We start from the raw sequence: 15,621 nt of genomic DNA on the forward strand, positions 1-15,621 counted from the left end.
GAATAATAACAAACATAATACAAACAAATGAATTATAAGAATTTTACTCACAAATGATTGATTTCAAGCGAGCCAAACCCCCACACAGAGACTAAGAGATCTAAATCACACTCAAACAACACTGTTACAATCTTCCAGTGAATGTTCTATTTCTTCACTAATCAGAACAACAAAAAAATTAAAGAATGCCTCTGATATAAAAATAAAATGTACAGAGGTCTCCATGATCAACCAATTAATTAATGCCGATTTAATTCAGCTTGATCTGCAAGCGAATTCCAAACAAGCCGTATTTGAAGAACTGATAAAGATCCTGCATGACCAAGGGAAAATTTCAGATAAAGCGGCTTTCTTACACGATATTCAAGCACGTGAAGAATTAGGTAATACCGGATTTGAAGATGGTGTGGCTATTCCTCATGCCAAAAGTGCGGCCGTGACTCAACCTGCCGTCGTGATTGGTGTCAGCCGACAAGGTATCGACTATGGCGCAGAAGATGGTTTGCCATCCAAACTCTTTTTCATGATCGCCTCCCCCGATGGCGGTGATAACCACCATATTGAAGTCTTGGCAGAACTCTCTTCCAAACTGATTGAAGAAGGTTTTATCGAGGCCTTTCTCAACACCAAAAGCCCAGAGCAAGCACTGGCGCTATTGCTGAAAAAATCCACCTCTTCACCAGTGACAAACCCAGCCAAAAGCAAAGGGCTGATTATCGGTGTTACTGGTTGTCCGGCGGGTATTGCCCACACTTACCTTGCAGCAGAAGCACTGGAAAAAGGGGCAGCCGCTTTGGGTTATCAGATCAAAGTGGAAACCAACGGCTCGATTGGGGTAAAAAACAGCCCAAGCAAAGAAGACATTGAACGCGCTGAAGCCATTGTGGTGGCGTGTGACAAGCAAGTCGACATGGCTCGTTTTGCCGGAAAACGCCTCATAAAAACAAATGTGAAAGCGCCAATTCGTGATGCACAAAAGCTGATTAATGAAGCGTTAAGTGCGCCAAGTTACCGAGTAGAAAGTACGCAAACACAGTCCGTGGCCAACAAGGCCTCACAAGCCCGCTCTGATTTGTATCGCTTTTTGATGAATGGCGTTTCACACATGATCCCATTTGTGGTGACAGGTGGACTTTTGATTGCACTGGCACTAGCGGTAGGTGGTGAGCCTACTGAAGCGGGCATGGCGATTCCCGCAGGCAGCATGTGGAACCAAATCCTCGAAGTCGGAGTTGTGGCCTTTACCTTGATGATCCCTATCCTTGCCGGTTACATCGCCTACGCAATAGCCGATCGTCCTGCGCTCACTCCGGGCTTGATTGGTGGATGGATTGCCAACAACGGCTCTTTTTATGGTGCTGACGCAGGTACGGGGTTTATTGGGGCCATTATCGCAGGCTTGCTTGTTGGTTACTTCGTTAAGTGGATCACCTCAATCAACTACCACAAGTTCATTCAGCCACTCGTTCCGATCATGATCGCACCAATCACCGCATCGCTATTTATTGCTGGCTTGTTCATTTTCGTTATTGGTGCGCCCATTGCGAGCTTGATGGATAGCCTCACGGCCCTATTGACCAGCATGAGCTCAGGCAACGTCATTCTGCTCGGCATCGTACTCGGTGGTATGGCGGGGTTTGACATGGGCGGCCCCTTTAACAAAGTCGCGTTCTTGTTCTCTGTCGGCATGATTGCCAGTGGCCAAACCCAATTTATGGGTGCCATGGCCTGCGCAATTCCCGTTGCTCCGCTCGGTATGGCACTAGCGACAGCGATGGGTCGTAAGCTCGAACTGTTTGAGTCTTCTGAGCTTGAAGCCGGTAAAGCCGCAGGGGCGATGGGCTTAGTCGGTATCTCTGAAGGCGCGATTCCTTTTGCGGCGCAAGATCCTATGTCGGTCATTCCGGCCAACGTGTTGGGCTCGATGGTTGCCGCTGTCATGGCATTCTCTTTTGGCATCACCAATAGCGTGGCGCATGGCGGCCCCGTGGTTGCTCTGTTAGGTGCAATGAACTACCCACTGCTTGCCCTACTTTGTATGGCTGCCGGTGCAGGTGTCACGGCCATCACGTGTGTGACACTCAAAAAAATCCGTTCGCAAAAGTTTGAAGCCGCCGCGGCTTAATTCTCCCTTCCTCGTTATGGCTTGAGGATTCACTCAAGCCATCTTTCTAACGGTGACCATAATGACTCAGATTCAAACTCAGGATGCTGCCCAATCAGAGGCGGTGTTCTTCCCGATGATCAATCCAATTCAAAACTACGCATGGGGCAGTAAAACGGCTTTGCATCAGCTATTTGCAATCGAAAACTCAAATCAGGAGCCGCAAGCAGAACTTTGGATGGGCGCACACCCTAACGGCTGTTCATGCCTGGTTATCAACGGTCAAAACGTTAAGCTTTCTGCCTTTATCGCGCAAAATCCAAGCTTAATGCTGGGTGAACATACTGCACAACAATTCGGTGAGCTTCCTTATCTGTTTAAAATTTTAGCTGCAGAAAATGCACTCTCCATTCAGGTCCATCCGAACAAACAGCAAGCGGAACGAGGCTTTGCCCGAGAGGAACAATTAGGCATTGCGCTCACAGCGGCTCATCGAAATTACAAAGACCCGAATCACAAACCCGAGTTGGTTTATGCCCTCACCGAATACCAAGCCATGAATGGCTTTCGTACCAATCAGGAAATCCTTAGCTACTTTATTGAATTAGCGATAGATGAGCTGCAACCTCTGGTAAAGGCATTCCAAGCAAACCCGACAGCGCAAGGCCTGAGCCACTTTTTCTGGGGACTCCTGTCATTAAAGGGAGAAGCTAAAAACCGAGCACTTGAAACATTCATGAACCAAGCAAAACAGATAGATCTGCCTCTTTTTCAATTGATCGTCGAATTAGAAAAGCAGTATCCCAACGATATCGGTTTGTTCGCCCCTCTGATGCTCAATGTGATTACCTTACAGCCGGGCGAAGCCATGTTTTTAGATGCAGAAACGCCGCACGCGTATTTGCACGGAACGGGCCTTGAGATTATGGCCAACTCAGACAATGTGTTGCGCGCAGGCCTGACCCCAAAATACATGGATATTGAAGAGTTGGTGGCGTGTACTCAGTTCAAACATAAGCCCTTTGAGCAATTACGCCTTAAGCCCGAGATGATTGAGGGAAGTGAACAATATCCAATCCCAGTTGCCGATTTTAAATTTGCCATCATCCCGCAAGCGACTCAGCAAGCAATATGCGTTCGGAGTGCGGAAATTGTGCTGCCTCTCGATTCTTCGATGATGTTGCAACATGCAAATGGCGAGCAATGCCTTGTAGCAAAAGGACAGTCCGTCTTTATCCCTGCTTATGCAGAGCAGTACACCATTACGTGTAATGGCCGAGTGGCAAGAGCGTTTAGCGCCTAGTGTTAACGAATAGGCCAATTTCGTGCATTCCCAAGATCTGACTGCTTGATTTTTGGGGAACTGAAATTGGCCGAATTAACCAGTAGATCAACCTACGGAGCGAGTATTTAACCCCACTAACCTTCAGAGATGGTATACCCAGGAACTTTAAACCAGCGACGGCACATATCGAGAAAATAACCGTACAGCACGCCCATACCACAAGACACTAATGCGTTAGTCGCTACCGCTGTGACAATTTGATCGGTCGAGGCGCCTACAGTAAATAGAATTGCCGCATAAACTGGGGATTGAAAGAGAACGTAAGCGACAAGGTCGGAAAGGTTTTTCATCCAACCCGTTGGGGAAATTTTGCGCCCTTGGCGCAGGATATAATCTCTAAACACACCATACGGCCAAGCAATCGCGATATTAACGGGAATAGAAAGGGTTCGAGACGCTAATGATTGCTGAAACGTCATCCCAGACACAAAAATTTCAATAATCATGCCTGTTACAAAACAAAATATAACCATCGCAAAAGTATCTGCCGCTGCATGACGAATACAGAATGGACCACGTGCTTTCATTTACATCCCCTATAAAATATATCACTACAATTTCACAACCATAGCCAGACATGGAACTGCCATTAATCCTATATGGCAGTTTATGGTGCTATTAAATCATATAATTTTTAGTTTTAGGCTTTGTTTTTGAACGCGACAGGTAAATAAACAACCAGAAAATGAAACCAAAGTAGCATCTATAGCTAGTTTTTGGCTTTTTGAAATAACACATCGGTTAGTGGGTTTAATTTTGGTAATTTAATTACATGTGACAACGCGATGTTATCGCCCAACCACACTGGGTGAATAGAAATAGGATGGGGTTAATCGGAAACTGCCGATAAACATTCGGGATGGTATTGATAGAGGCGCTCATAATGCTGTTCAAGCGTGAAATCCAACTCATGCTCTGCAATCGGTTTAGCAATGATGTCATCAGCACCGGCTGCGATCATGCGATCTCTCGTCTCTTTGAACACATCAGCGGTACAACCAAAAAGTAGGATATTGGACTGTGGCGAAGACAATTGGCGGATTTCTCGTGTAGCTTGAATCCCATCTTTTAACGGCATGTGGTTATCCATTAAAACCAAATCGAATTGACCTTGTTGCAAGGCCACAATAGCCTGTTCGCCATCCGTTACACTTTGGCATTCAAAGCCTTTATTGCGCATGAAAGCCTCTAGAATCATGATGTTGGTGCGGTTATCTTCCACGATCAACACACGTAACCCTGGATATGTTTTGGCTTTCGTTGGTTTAAATTCTTCTTTGATAGGCTCTGTGATGGAGAGCTTCACTTTCACTTCAAAACAGGTGCCGCGCCCCACTTCACTGTGCACGACAACGCTACCATTCATCAATTCAGCAATCTGCTTAACAATCGCTAGCCCTAAACCCGTTCCACCAAAACGGCGGGTCGTATGAGACTCAGCTTGTTCAAAGGGTTGAAAAATACGCCCCAATGCCTCTTGGGCAATCCCGATCCCACTGTCTTGAACTTTAATGGTGAGGTAGTTTCCATCATGGGTTTTCTCTTCCATCAAACCCACTGAAACGAAGCCTTTTTCAGTGAACTTTACGGCATTGCTCAGTAAGTTAAAGACGATTTGTCGTAAACGAGCTTTATCTCCGTAATACCAACGCGTATCACTGATCTCCGAGTGGAGCTGAAATTTGAGTCCCTTTTCATAACAGAGGCTGGAATAAATACTTTTGATACTGCCAATAATAGAGCGTAATGGGAACGGGCTATAATCTAGCTCAAACTTGCCTTGCTCGATTTTTGAATAGTCCAGAATTTCATTAAGAAGCGACATCATGTGTTCACCTGACTCATAAAGGCTGGTTAGATGTTGCCGCTGTTTTGTGGTGAGTTCATCTTTGAGTAATATCTGCGCGGTGCCGAGAACCCCATTCATCGGTGTACGAATTTCATGCGAAAGCGTTGCTAAAAAAGCACTTTTGGCTTTAGTTGACGCTTGAGCTTTGACTTTCTCAGCTTCTAAGTAAATGGTTTTCTGGTTAAAAGTATCAATGAGATGGCGAATTTCATCTTGGTATTGGTAGCGAATATCAATGATTTCGCCTTCTCCCGATTCACTGACTTTCTTGGCAATCATCACGATCGGGCGGATCCAATAATGGTTGATCAAGAAATACCCTACCATTACGCACAGTAGTAGGATCGGCATCAATCTTTTTTCTATATCGATGATTAAATTGAAAATGATTTCATCAACATGTTGAGTGGCATTGACCACTTCAATCTGCCAGTTAAACTCACCAAAGTTGTGATAACTCACTAGCGCATGTTCATAAGTTCGAAAATTATGAGAAACAATATCAACTCCGAAGGCATCTTTAAGATTGACGCCCAAATTGTATTGCTCTGCCGTTGCAGCAACAAATTTAATCAAGCCATCCAGTGATAAATCCACTGTTGCGACACCTGCAAATACGCCATTTCGATAATATGGGGTGGAGACGGTAATCATCTCTACTCGCGTGTAGGCATCAACATACACAGGGGACCAAAAATAAAGCCCTTCAGCCTCATGTTCTGCTGCGAGGTACCAACTCTCTTTGTCATACCCCCCCGCTTGAGGATTGTTCCATGAGATCAATTGATCGATGTGACCATCCACCGCTTTGTTGAAAAACAAGCTGTCATACCGTAATGCTTCATCGGTAGACAAACTGGGATCCGGCCACAAACCACCACTGATAATGACCCCGCCAACCACCGAGAACAACGAGCGTAACATGCGTTCCTGCTCTTGCTTATCCGTTGCGCTTTTTCCAATGCTGGTGACACTTTGTAGTACACCGATTGAGTTATTCAGCGGCTCACGCACTTGAGTCGCGAGCAACTCCGCTCTCAGGGCAAGATTATTCTTCAACTCCTTACGAAATGGGACTTCAAGCCCCCAATAGCTTAGCGTTCCTACAATCGCGAGGAAGAAAGCCAGATAAATGGTGAGCGCTAGAATACTTTTCTTTTTAAGCGAGGAGCGAATAGCCATAACCAACTGAATTACTTTTTGTTTACAAAATTATAGCGAAATAATTCCTGCCAGTTCGGTTTTCTGCGGTATTTTCCATCGACTTGCGCACTATGTAACACTCTCGCGGATCAAATTGTGACTTTATCCTTCACTGAACCAACAAGCGGGTGCTCTCACCATGCTTTCAAGATAGAATCATCACACTGATTTTTTAACCCATTGAACTCATGCAGACCTTACAAGAAATTCTTCAACAGCCCGAATTAGAAGATAAATTGCTCAACCATGCAAAAACGGTTGGTTTTGTCACCTCAATGGCTTGTTGTCCAAACGTATTACCTCCAGAAGAGTGGTTACCCTTCTTATGGGGAGGCGAAGAAACAGCACCGTTTACGGATGCAAGACAGCTTGAGCATTACTTTCAAGAGATCATTAATCTTTGGAATGAAACCCGTCCCCAGTTGTTGGAAGGTCAATGGCAGTGGCCTGCTGGCTACATACTGGATGATGAAGAGATCGTCAATCAAGAGGTTCGTGATTTCTGTGAAGGTATGCTGCAAGGCTGGCAGCTAGCCCGCGACGATTGGGAAGTTCTGATGCCAGAACAGAGCTCTGACAATACTTTGTTAGGTGGTGTACTGCTTTCATTCAGCATGCTCTATGATCCGGAAACTTCCATCGTCACACTTTATGAGCAAGGCTTTACAGGATTAGAACAATTCGCCGAGATTTACCACGCGATTCCAGTCATGTTATGTGGCATCACACAACGTGGCGTCAATTTAGCAGAAGCCCAATAAGCTTAAATCTTCAGATTCATGCCATAAGAAAATGCCCATCTAACGTGATGGGCATTTTGCTCCAAAGTAACTTACGCGTTACCTTTCACTTTCAAATTAAGCTGTTCTGCAAAATCCAACATGCGATTCAATGGGATCAAAGACTTAATTCTTAAAGCCTCATCAACAAAAATCTCATGTTCTTTTCCTCCCTCACGCAGCGCTTGCGCAATCGCTTGCAAGCCATTCATCGCCATCCAAGGACAGTGAGCACAGCTACGACAAGTTGCCCCAGCCCCTGCTGTTGGAGCTTCAATCAGTTCTTTTTCCGGAACCATTTGCTGCATTTTAAAGAAGATGCCTTTATCCGTGGCCACAATCATCTTCTGTTGGGGCAATGTTTTTGCGGCTTTAATCAATTGGCTTGTAGAACCGACCGCATCCGCCAGCTCAACCACACTCGATGGTGACTCAGGGTGTACTAGAATGGCAGCATCGGGGTGGAGTGCTTTCATTTTGCGCAATGCATCAGCAGAAAACTCATCGTGAACCACACATTCGCCTTGCCAAAGCAACATTTCAGCGCCCGTTTTCTTCTCAATGTAAGAACCGAGGTGACGGTCTGGCCCCCAAATAATCGGCTTTCCTTCCGCATCAAGATGTTCAACTATTTCTAGCGCAATGCTAGAGGTCACCACCCAGTCAGCGCGTGCCTTAACAGCGGCAGAAGTATTGGCATACACCACGACAGTGTGATCAGGATGCGCATCACAAAATTCCGTGAACTTATCGGCAGGACAACCTAAATCCAATGAACATTCAGCTTCAAGCGTCGGCATCAAAATGCATTTTTCTGGAGTCAGGATTTTCGCCGACTCCCCCATAAAACGGACCCCCGCAATAATAAGAGTCGTTGCCGGATGACGGTTACCAAATTTGGCCATTTCCAGTGAATCCCCCACAAATCCACCTGTCGCTTCGGCCAGCGCCTGAATTTCAGGGTCGGTATAGTAATGGGCAATCAATACTGCATTTTTTGCAACCAGAAGCTGCTTTATCTCCGCAATATAGCTTTGCTTTTCCTCCGACGTAAGAGGCGTTGGTTTAGGGGGAAATGGATAAACTGTATTAATAGTATCGAGTATATGGCTCATTGCTTTTGCTCTACACAACTTCCTTAGACGGCGCATTGTACACCCTAAATAAAGTTTCAAGCAAAATCGAATGGCATCAATGGTTGAGAGACTAATAGCGATTAAAAGGACGGGTGACTGAACATAATATCAGTGTAAAACGAACAAGAGCTGCTAATGCAGCTCTTGTATTGAAGTACTATTTAAGACTTTCTTTGGCAATTTTAGCAGAAGCGCTATCCGGATATTCGTCGATGGCTTGTTGATAAAATTTCCGCGCCTGTTCGGCATTGTTATTACGTTTCGCAATATCGCCCAACTTAACCAATGCGTCAGCCCGCTTATTTGAATCTTTCTGAGAAACAACGGCAATAAAGCTTTTCGCCGCTTCTTTGTCATCTTTCTTAGCAAAATAGAGCTGACCTAACCAGTAACTTGCATTAGCGGAAAAGGTTGAATTGGGATAGTCAGTCTGAAACTTCTGGAATGCAGCAATTGCACCTGCGTAATCACGCTTTTTAAGGATCAGATCAACGGCATTCTGATAAGCAGCTTGCTCATTCGCATCGCTACTAAAAGTACCTTGTGCAGCATCATCACTACCACTCACCGGAAGTTGGCTTGCAGCAGAAGGCGTTTTGAGTTCACCACGTAGGCGATCAAGTTCTACAAACAACTCACGTTGACGTTGCAACATCTGTTGCATATCGTAGTTGTTTTTTTCAATTTGGCCCCGTAACTCATTGACTTCAAGTGCCATATCATCGAGTTGCTTTTGCATTTGCAACTGCATGAGATTACGGCTTTCGAGTAAACGTTCTAGCCGTTCAATTTCAGAATTCCGCGAACCACTCGCAGAACCACTGGATCCGTTGCTACCTAAATCAGATACTGGAGCGGGTGCAGCGAGCGCATAGCTCGCTGCACTTGCCAGTAACATCAGCATGACAAGGTGCTTTAAGTTACTGAACATGAGGCATCACCTCAATTAGTAAACCAGAACTGCACGACGGTTTTTCGCGTACGCTTCTTCTGATTGACCTAGTACTAGAGGCTTCTCTTCACCGTAGCTAACGATAGAGATTTGGCCAGCTTGAACACCTAGAGCTTCTAGGTACTTAGATACTGCTTGAGCACGACGCTCGCCCAGTGCGATGTTGTACTCTGGAGTACCACGCTCATCAGCATGACCTTCAACAGTCACTTTCAGGCTTGGGTTTTTCACTAGGTAAGCAGCGTGTGCAGCCAGCATTGCTTCGTAATCGCTCGCGATAGTTGCGTTGTCGAATGCGAAGTAAATAGTTTGGTTTTCACGCAGAGCTTGTTCTTTCAGTTCTTGCTCAGTCAGTTGACCTTGTGCATTCAGACCATTTGAGTCAACAGTAGAAACTGCTGCTTGGTTAGTTTGAGAACCTGAGTTCGCTGCGTCATCGCTTGAACTACAAGCGGTAACGGCTAAAACTGGTAGCGCAATCAATAGCCCTTTAAGAACTTTGTTCAGTTGCATTTTATATTCCTTTCTATTAAACAGTTACTTGTTATAAAAACGGTGACCAGGCTGGCGCACGAACACGTCCATTGGTTGCCGGTAATCTTGCTTTAAAGCGCCCATCAATGGAAACCATCGACAAGACGTTGGCCTTATTGTAGATGGAGCTGTAAATCACCATACCACCATTCGGCGCAATACTTGGGGACTCATCTAACAAGGTTTTTGTTAGAATCTGCATTGCCCCTGTTTCTAAATCCTGCTTCGCGAGATTGAAGCCGGAATCACTACGATTCACCATCACCAAGAATTTACCATCTGGTGTAATTTGCCCACCCAGATTTTGACTGCCTTGCCAAGTTATACGCTTGGTTGCGCCGTCGGATAAATTTACTTGATAAATCTGTGGTTTACCACCCCGATCTGAGGTGAAAATTAATGATTTACCATCTGGGTGCCAGAATGGTTCGGTGTTATTGGCTCGGCCATCCGTTACTTCTTTTAAGCGACGTGTAGCTAAGTCCATCGTGTAGACCTGTAAATTACCAGTTTTTGATAAAACCAGCGCTAGTGTTTTACCATCTGGTGAGAATCTGGGTGCACCATTATGACGTGGGAATGACGTCAGCTTGTCACGTTGCCCAGAATAGATGTTCATCATGTAAATTTCGGCTTGTCCGTTTTGGAAACTGACGTAGGCAAGCGTCTGACCATCAGGAGACCAAGCTGGTGACATAAGCGGCTGCTTTGAGCGCAAAACTAGACGTTCGTTATAACCGTCGTAGTCGGAGATTCTCAATTGATAAGGATATGGATCTTTATCATTGACCACAACGTAAGCGATACGTGTTAGAAACGCGCCTCGTTCACCTGTGAGTTCTTCATAAACCAAATCTGCGATACGATGAGCATATTCACGCATACGTGAAGCTGGCACTGTAGCAACTTTATTAAACAAGACGTGATCTTTGGAAAGTACCAGTTGACCATCTGAAGAGAGTGCTTTGCTCTGCCCTTGAGTAAGTTGACCACGTACAATATCTACCAACTGGTAGCTGATCACATAGCTGCCTTCGGCGTTTTGTGCAATGGTACCCGTCAATAGCGAGTCAACACCCAATGACGTCCATTTACCAAAGTTCACTTGCTCTTCGCTATAGGGTGTCTGCGGCATTTTACTGGTTGGCACAGGGCTAAATTTACCACTGCGCTGCAAGTCTGAGGCAATCACTCCAGAAATATCTTCTGGTAACTTAGTCCCACCTTCCCATTTAAAGGGAATAATCGCTATTGGACGTGCCGAATCAATACCGTCAGTGATCACTAGTTCTAATGCAGCATTAGCGACACTTGTCATGCTAGTGCCGATGAGCATCAAAATAAAAACTAATCGCTTAAACACAAGCCTTCCTTCCTTATTCAGGTGCTACGGTTAAATTAATATTTTTCAGTTTTTCCACTACGTCTGGCTGATCCTTAGGTAGCGGAAATGTACCGACTTGTGCGATTGCTCTCTTAGCTGCCGCACATAAACGGCTATCACCATCAAGAATACTTAGACTGCCAAGTAAGGCGCCAGTTCCTGTTGGAATCAGCCGTAAGTTGACCCTACATTGCTTTCCACGAAAGCTGTCTTCTACCAACAAATTTTGCTTAATCAATTGTGTATAAATTGCGCCATAACGGCCCACTTCAGAAGTCACAAACTGTTGTTTTGCAGCATTATTTTGTTGGTTTTCATCGCTCAAGCTACCAAAGATATCATTCAGAGCTGCCTCTTGGGCTTTGCGATCCGCTTCCGCTTTAGCGGCCTTTTCTTTTTCTTTCTTCGCTTTCTCGGCGGCGTCTTTCGCAGCCTTTTCTTTGGCTAAACGATCTTGCTCCGCTTTGGCAGCAATTTCTTTCTCACGCTTTGCCTTTTCTTCTGCCTGTTTAGCTTCTTTTTCACGTTCAATACGTTGTTGTTCAGCTTTCGCTGCAGCGGCTTCTTTCGCTACGCGTTCTTGCTCTGCTTTTTTGGCGGCTTCTTCTTTAACTTTGCGTTCAGCCTCGGCTTTTGCCGCACGATCTTTTTCTTCACGTGCTTTTTGTTCAGAGGCTAATCGCTCTTGCTCTTTCTGCTCTCGTAACTTTTCTGCCTCACGCGCAGCTTTGGCTTCTTTAGCTTGCTGCTCTTTCAATTGGCGAATGCGTTCCTCTTCGGCTTGTCGATTCTTCTCAAGCTGCTCGCTTTCACGGCGTAACTTATCCAATCGATCTTGCTCTTTCTTCGCCGCTTCTTCACGCTGGCTGCGGATCTGTTGAGCTTGTTGACGCACCAATTGAGGATCGATCACCACCGCTTCAATCATCTGTCCTGTCGGTTCTGGATCAGACATGGTGAAATCGGCGCCCCAAAGCAGAATCACCACCAAAGCTCCATGCATAGCCAGCGAAATAGTTATCGATTTAGCATCATTACTTTTTCTGGACTTATTCTCTTTCATGCTCAGTGTTAAACCTGTTACTTAAGGTCCGTGAGTAGCCCTACTTTGGGAATGCCAGCTTGACTCAACTCGTCCAATACCAAAACGATTTCTGCATACGGTGTGGCAGCATCACCCCCCACTGCAACAGGTGAATTAGGTTTAAGCGATAATTCAGCTTTCACTCGGACTATCACATCTTGAAGCGATAGACCTCGTTGAACTTCTTCATCATTGACGCTCAAACCAACATTACCCTCTTTATCAACCTCGACAATGATAAAGCTGGAATCACTGTTATCACCCGCCATTTCTTGTGCCGATTTTGCGGAGTGTGTTTTTGGTAACTCTACATCAACCCCTTGTGTAACAAAGGGAGACGTTACCATGAAGATAATTAGCAGAACGAGCATAACGTCGATATAGGGAACTACGTTAATTTCTGCTTTCATCTCCCGCTTTTTAGGTTGATAGCCAGCCATATGTTACTCTCTACCTGCCATCGCTTGACGATGAAGAATAGTATGGAACTCTTCCGAGAAAGTAGCGTAATTATGCTCAAGCTTACTGACTTTATTACTTAAACGGTTATAGGCCATGACGGCAGGAATTGCAGCGAAAAGACCAATCGCGGTAGCAATCAGCGCTTCAGCAATGCCTGGTGCAACCATGGCAAGTGTTGCTTGCTTCACTTCACCCAATGCAATAAAGGCATGCATAATACCCCACACTGTACCAAATAGACCGATATATGGGCTGATAGAACCGACTGTTGCTAGAAATGGCAAACTGGTTTCAAGCGAGTCGACTTCGCGAGCGACGGCTACACGCATTGCTCGCCCTGTGCCTTCCATAACGAAATCTGGCGCACTTGGGTTAGTTTTGCGTAAACGAGCGAATTCGGTAAAACCGGCATAAAAGATTTCTTCTATGCCATAAATATCATCTTTACGTTTTTTGACATCTTGATAGAGAGCACCTAGATCGATACCAGACCAAAAACGGTCTTCAAATGTATCGGCCTCACGCTCTGCCGCAGAGATGATTTTACTGCGCTTGATGATTGCCGCCCATGAGGCAACAGACATACCTAGCAGCGTGAGCATTACCATTTTTACGAGGAAGCTCGCTTGTAAAAAAAGGTCAAGAAATGAAATATCAGCAGTCACTGCAGTTAAACTCCAAACTGATTAATTGAGGCAACGCCTTTGGCCTCATATTCTCATTGTCAATACATGCTACCTTAACCGTTGCTTTAGACAACACTCGACCCTCAGGATTAACGAGTTCCTGACAGAAGGTTAAGGAAGCTTTTCTTAATTCGGACACGGTGGTGATTACTTCAAGGTGGTCATCTAATCTTGCCCCTTTAAGAAAATCAATTTCCATATGTCTGACTACAAAGCCTGTACCTTGTTCTAGTAGAACTTGTTGGTTAACACCAACAGCTCTCAGCATTTCAGTACGAGCTCTTTCAAAGAATTTTAGATAGTTTGCGTGATAAACCACTCCACCAGCGTCAGTATCTTCGTAATACACCGTGACTGGCCAACGAAAAGTGTTCATGGTTTGGGTAAAAATCTCATATACCGAGGAATGGCTGCTACTATAGCGCAACTCGCTCAAGATAGTACAAGAGCGTACAAAGTTTTCTTATCTAATGATAAAAAATTGGCGCTGCCTCAAAATCACAGCGCCAATCTGATTAAAAGGTCATCAATCCTATTAAACCATCTAGTTTATGAACTGAATCACGGTGAGATAACCTAATATCGTCATCGAAATATAAGGGCTAAAAATGATCTGCCATAACCAGTAACGTGGTTTGAAACCAATACCAAATATCATACTGGCACAAATAGCCCAGATCATCAGAGGTGCAATCACTGCGTTAAAACCACCGACTCTATCAGCATAACTATTCGGATCCCACATCACCATGGCTGTATTATAAAACCCGAGCAATAAAGATAAGGCCTTAAACAAGGCCTTATCGATTATTTGATGATAGAGAGGGATCTTTTCAGACCAATTACTCACTATCTTTATCCATCATTTCTGTGTGCTCTAACCAAAGAGCATTAATGATTCCGAAAGCACAAGCGAGCAATACGCCAAGAATCCATGCGAAATACCACATAATAACAGCTCCTTAGTACAGTGAATTCTTATTGTCTTCGATGAATTTATCATCCAGACGGCCAAACATTTTGTAGTAACTCCAAATGGTGTAACCCAAAATAATTGGCACCATAACAACCGCAACCACTGTCATTAATTCAAGTGTCAACATACTTGATGTAGAGTCCCACATGGTCAGACTATGCGATGGATTCAAGCTTGAAGGCATAATGAATGGGAACATCGCAAAGCCGGCCGTAAAGATAACGCCTGCGTTACCTAGACTTGAAGCTAAGAATGCTAAACCACCTTTATCAATGCGTGATGCAAGTACAGCAAGCAATGGCATGAATACGCCAAGCGCTGGAGCTAACCACAATACTGGCACTTGTTCAAAATTACGCAGCCAAGCACCAGCTTCACGAACGACTTCTTTATTCAGTGGGTTCGATGCCGCATTGCCATCAATAGCACCGACAAGTACATAACCATCAATATGTTGGATCCAGAAACCTGCTGCCACGAAGCACACCGCTGTCAGTAGGCCAGTCAACTGTGAAACTGTACGAGCACGTTGATGCACATTGGCTGTGGTTTTCATCTGTAACCATGCAGAACCTTGTAGCAAGGTCATGAACAAGCTAACTAAACCACACAACAGAGCAAATGGATTGAGCAAACCAAAGAATGAACCATGGTAAGTCGGCATCAAGAAATCACTCAGTTGGAATGGTACACCTTGCAGTAAATTACCAAACGCAACACCAAAGATTACTGGTGGAATAAAGCCGGAAGCTGAAATAGCCAAATCCCAGTTATTGCGCCATTTAGTGCTTTCAATTTTTGAACGGTAGTCCAAACCAATCGGACGCAGCCAAAGTGCAGCCAGTGTCACAATCATCGCTAGATAAAAGCCAGAGAATGATGTGGCATAGACTAATGGCCATGCGGCAAACAGAGCACCACCTGCGGTAATTAACCACACTTGGTTACCATCCCAGTGTGGTGCAATCGAGTTAATCATCACTCGACGTTCAGTATCGGTTTTACCAATAACAGGAACTAAGGCACCGACGCCCATATCAAAACCATCGGTGATAGCAAAACCCACTAGGAGTACACCAATCAGCACCCACCAAATGAGTCGTAAGATCTCGTAATCAAACATGGTT

The 15,621-nt window shown here is 45.0% G+C and carries 16 protein-coding genes; 3 read left to right on the forward strand and 13 right to left on the reverse strand.

Going from position 1 to position 15,621, the window contains the following annotated elements:
* Positions 1 to 223: 223 nt before the first annotated feature.
* Together MKA69_RS12465 and manA are read left to right on the forward strand one after the other, a co-directional pair.
* Complete coding sequence (locus tag MKA69_RS12465; protein WP_305848160.1) at positions 224 to 2,125, forward strand: fructose-specific PTS transporter subunit EIIC; 1,902 nt, start codon at positions 224 to 226, stop codon at positions 2,123 to 2,125.
* Between the two features lie 61 nt (positions 2,126 to 2,186).
* Positions 2,187 to 3,407 carry a mannose-6-phosphate isomerase, class I gene (gene manA, locus MKA69_RS12470; protein WP_305848161.1) on the forward strand — a complete coding sequence of 407 codons (1,221 nt, stop codon included), beginning with the start codon at positions 2,187 to 2,189 and terminating at the stop codon, positions 3,405 to 3,407.
* Between the two features lie 116 nt (positions 3,408 to 3,523).
* On the opposite strand, the gene MKA69_RS12475 is transcribed toward manA, so the two are convergent.
* Positions 3,524 to 3,976: an L-alanine exporter AlaE gene (locus tag MKA69_RS12475; protein WP_000647487.1), complete on the reverse strand. Its 453-nt coding sequence runs from the start codon at positions 3,974 to 3,976 to the stop codon at positions 3,524 to 3,526.
* Positions 3,977 to 4,278: 302 nt separating this feature from the next.
* Positions 4,279 to 6,480 carry a hybrid sensor histidine kinase/response regulator CqsR gene (cqsR, locus tag MKA69_RS12480; RefSeq protein WP_055033019.1) on the reverse strand — a complete coding sequence of 734 codons (2,202 nt, stop codon included), beginning with the start codon at positions 6,478 to 6,480 and terminating at the stop codon, positions 4,279 to 4,281.
* Positions 6,481 to 6,689: 209 nt separating this feature from the next.
* Here cqsR and MKA69_RS12485 point away from each other — a divergent pair, with 209 nt between their 5' ends.
* Positions 6,690 to 7,262 (forward strand): YecA family protein, encoded by a 573-nt coding sequence (locus MKA69_RS12485; RefSeq protein WP_305848162.1) that lies wholly within the window; start codon positions 6,690 to 6,692, stop codon positions 7,260 to 7,262.
* 71 nt (positions 7,263 to 7,333) lie between these two features.
* Here the strand turns inward: MKA69_RS12485 and nadA are convergent, their stop codons facing one another.
* The 11 genes from nadA to cydB all read right to left on the reverse strand — a co-directional run bounded on the left by nadA (position 7,334) and on the right by cydB (position 15,617).
* On the reverse strand, positions 7,334 to 8,395 hold the full coding sequence (gene nadA / locus MKA69_RS12490; protein ID WP_000018293.1) for a quinolinate synthase NadA: 1,062 nt from the start codon (positions 8,393 to 8,395) through the stop codon (positions 7,334 to 7,336).
* Between the two features lie 178 nt (positions 8,396 to 8,573).
* Positions 8,574 to 9,347, reverse strand: a complete 774-nt coding sequence (ybgF, locus tag MKA69_RS12495; RefSeq protein ID WP_000492448.1) for a tol-pal system protein YbgF — start codon at positions 9,345 to 9,347, stop codon at positions 8,574 to 8,576.
* Between the two features lie 15 nt (positions 9,348 to 9,362).
* Entirely contained in the window at positions 9,363 to 9,881 is a 519-nt protein-coding gene (pal, locus tag MKA69_RS12500) for a peptidoglycan-associated lipoprotein Pal (protein ID WP_001176616.1), read from the reverse strand.
* Positions 9,882 to 9,912: 31 nt separating this feature from the next.
* Positions 9,913 to 11,265, reverse strand: a complete 1,353-nt coding sequence (gene tolB / locus MKA69_RS12505) for a Tol-Pal system beta propeller repeat protein TolB (protein WP_081022372.1) — start codon at positions 11,263 to 11,265, stop codon at positions 9,913 to 9,915.
* A 13-nt stretch (positions 11,266 to 11,278) separates the two neighbouring features.
* Positions 11,279 to 12,349 (reverse strand): cell envelope integrity protein TolA, encoded by a 1,071-nt coding sequence (gene tolA, locus MKA69_RS12510; RefSeq protein ID WP_055034664.1) that lies wholly within the window; start codon positions 12,347 to 12,349, stop codon positions 11,279 to 11,281.
* A 17-nt stretch (positions 12,350 to 12,366) separates the two neighbouring features.
* On the reverse strand, positions 12,367 to 12,810 hold the full coding sequence (gene tolR / locus MKA69_RS12515; RefSeq protein ID WP_000929540.1) for a protein TolR: 444 nt from the start codon (positions 12,808 to 12,810) through the stop codon (positions 12,367 to 12,369).
* 3 nt (positions 12,811 to 12,813) lie between these two features.
* Complete coding sequence (gene tolQ, locus MKA69_RS12520) at positions 12,814 to 13,497, reverse strand: protein TolQ (protein ID WP_000123076.1); 684 nt, start codon at positions 13,495 to 13,497, stop codon at positions 12,814 to 12,816.
* Entirely contained in the window at positions 13,487 to 13,894 is a 408-nt protein-coding gene (gene ybgC, locus MKA69_RS12525; RefSeq protein ID WP_001091424.1) for a tol-pal system-associated acyl-CoA thioesterase, read from the reverse strand. Before ybgC ends, tolQ begins: the two co-directional genes overlap by 11 nt.
* A 168-nt stretch (positions 13,895 to 14,062) precedes the next feature.
* Positions 14,063 to 14,368: a cyd operon protein YbgE gene (gene ybgE / locus MKA69_RS12530; RefSeq protein ID WP_055044443.1), complete on the reverse strand. Its 306-nt coding sequence runs from the start codon at positions 14,366 to 14,368 to the stop codon at positions 14,063 to 14,065.
* Positions 14,361 to 14,468 carry a cytochrome bd-I oxidase subunit CydX gene (cydX, locus tag MKA69_RS12535; protein ID WP_000270285.1) on the reverse strand — a complete coding sequence of 36 codons (108 nt, stop codon included), beginning with the start codon at positions 14,466 to 14,468 and terminating at the stop codon, positions 14,361 to 14,363. The genes ybgE and cydX overlap by 8 nt, the downstream gene beginning before the upstream one ends.
* Before the next feature lie 12 nt (positions 14,469 to 14,480).
* Positions 14,481 to 15,617, reverse strand: a complete 1,137-nt coding sequence (cydB, locus tag MKA69_RS12540; RefSeq protein WP_000460770.1) for a cytochrome d ubiquinol oxidase subunit II — start codon at positions 15,615 to 15,617, stop codon at positions 14,481 to 14,483.
* Positions 15,618 to 15,621 lie beyond the last annotated feature (4 nt).

The organism is Vibrio sp. AH4 (assembly GCF_030710545.1).
GTDB lineage: Bacteria > Pseudomonadota > Gammaproteobacteria > Enterobacterales > Vibrionaceae > Vibrio > Vibrio metoecus.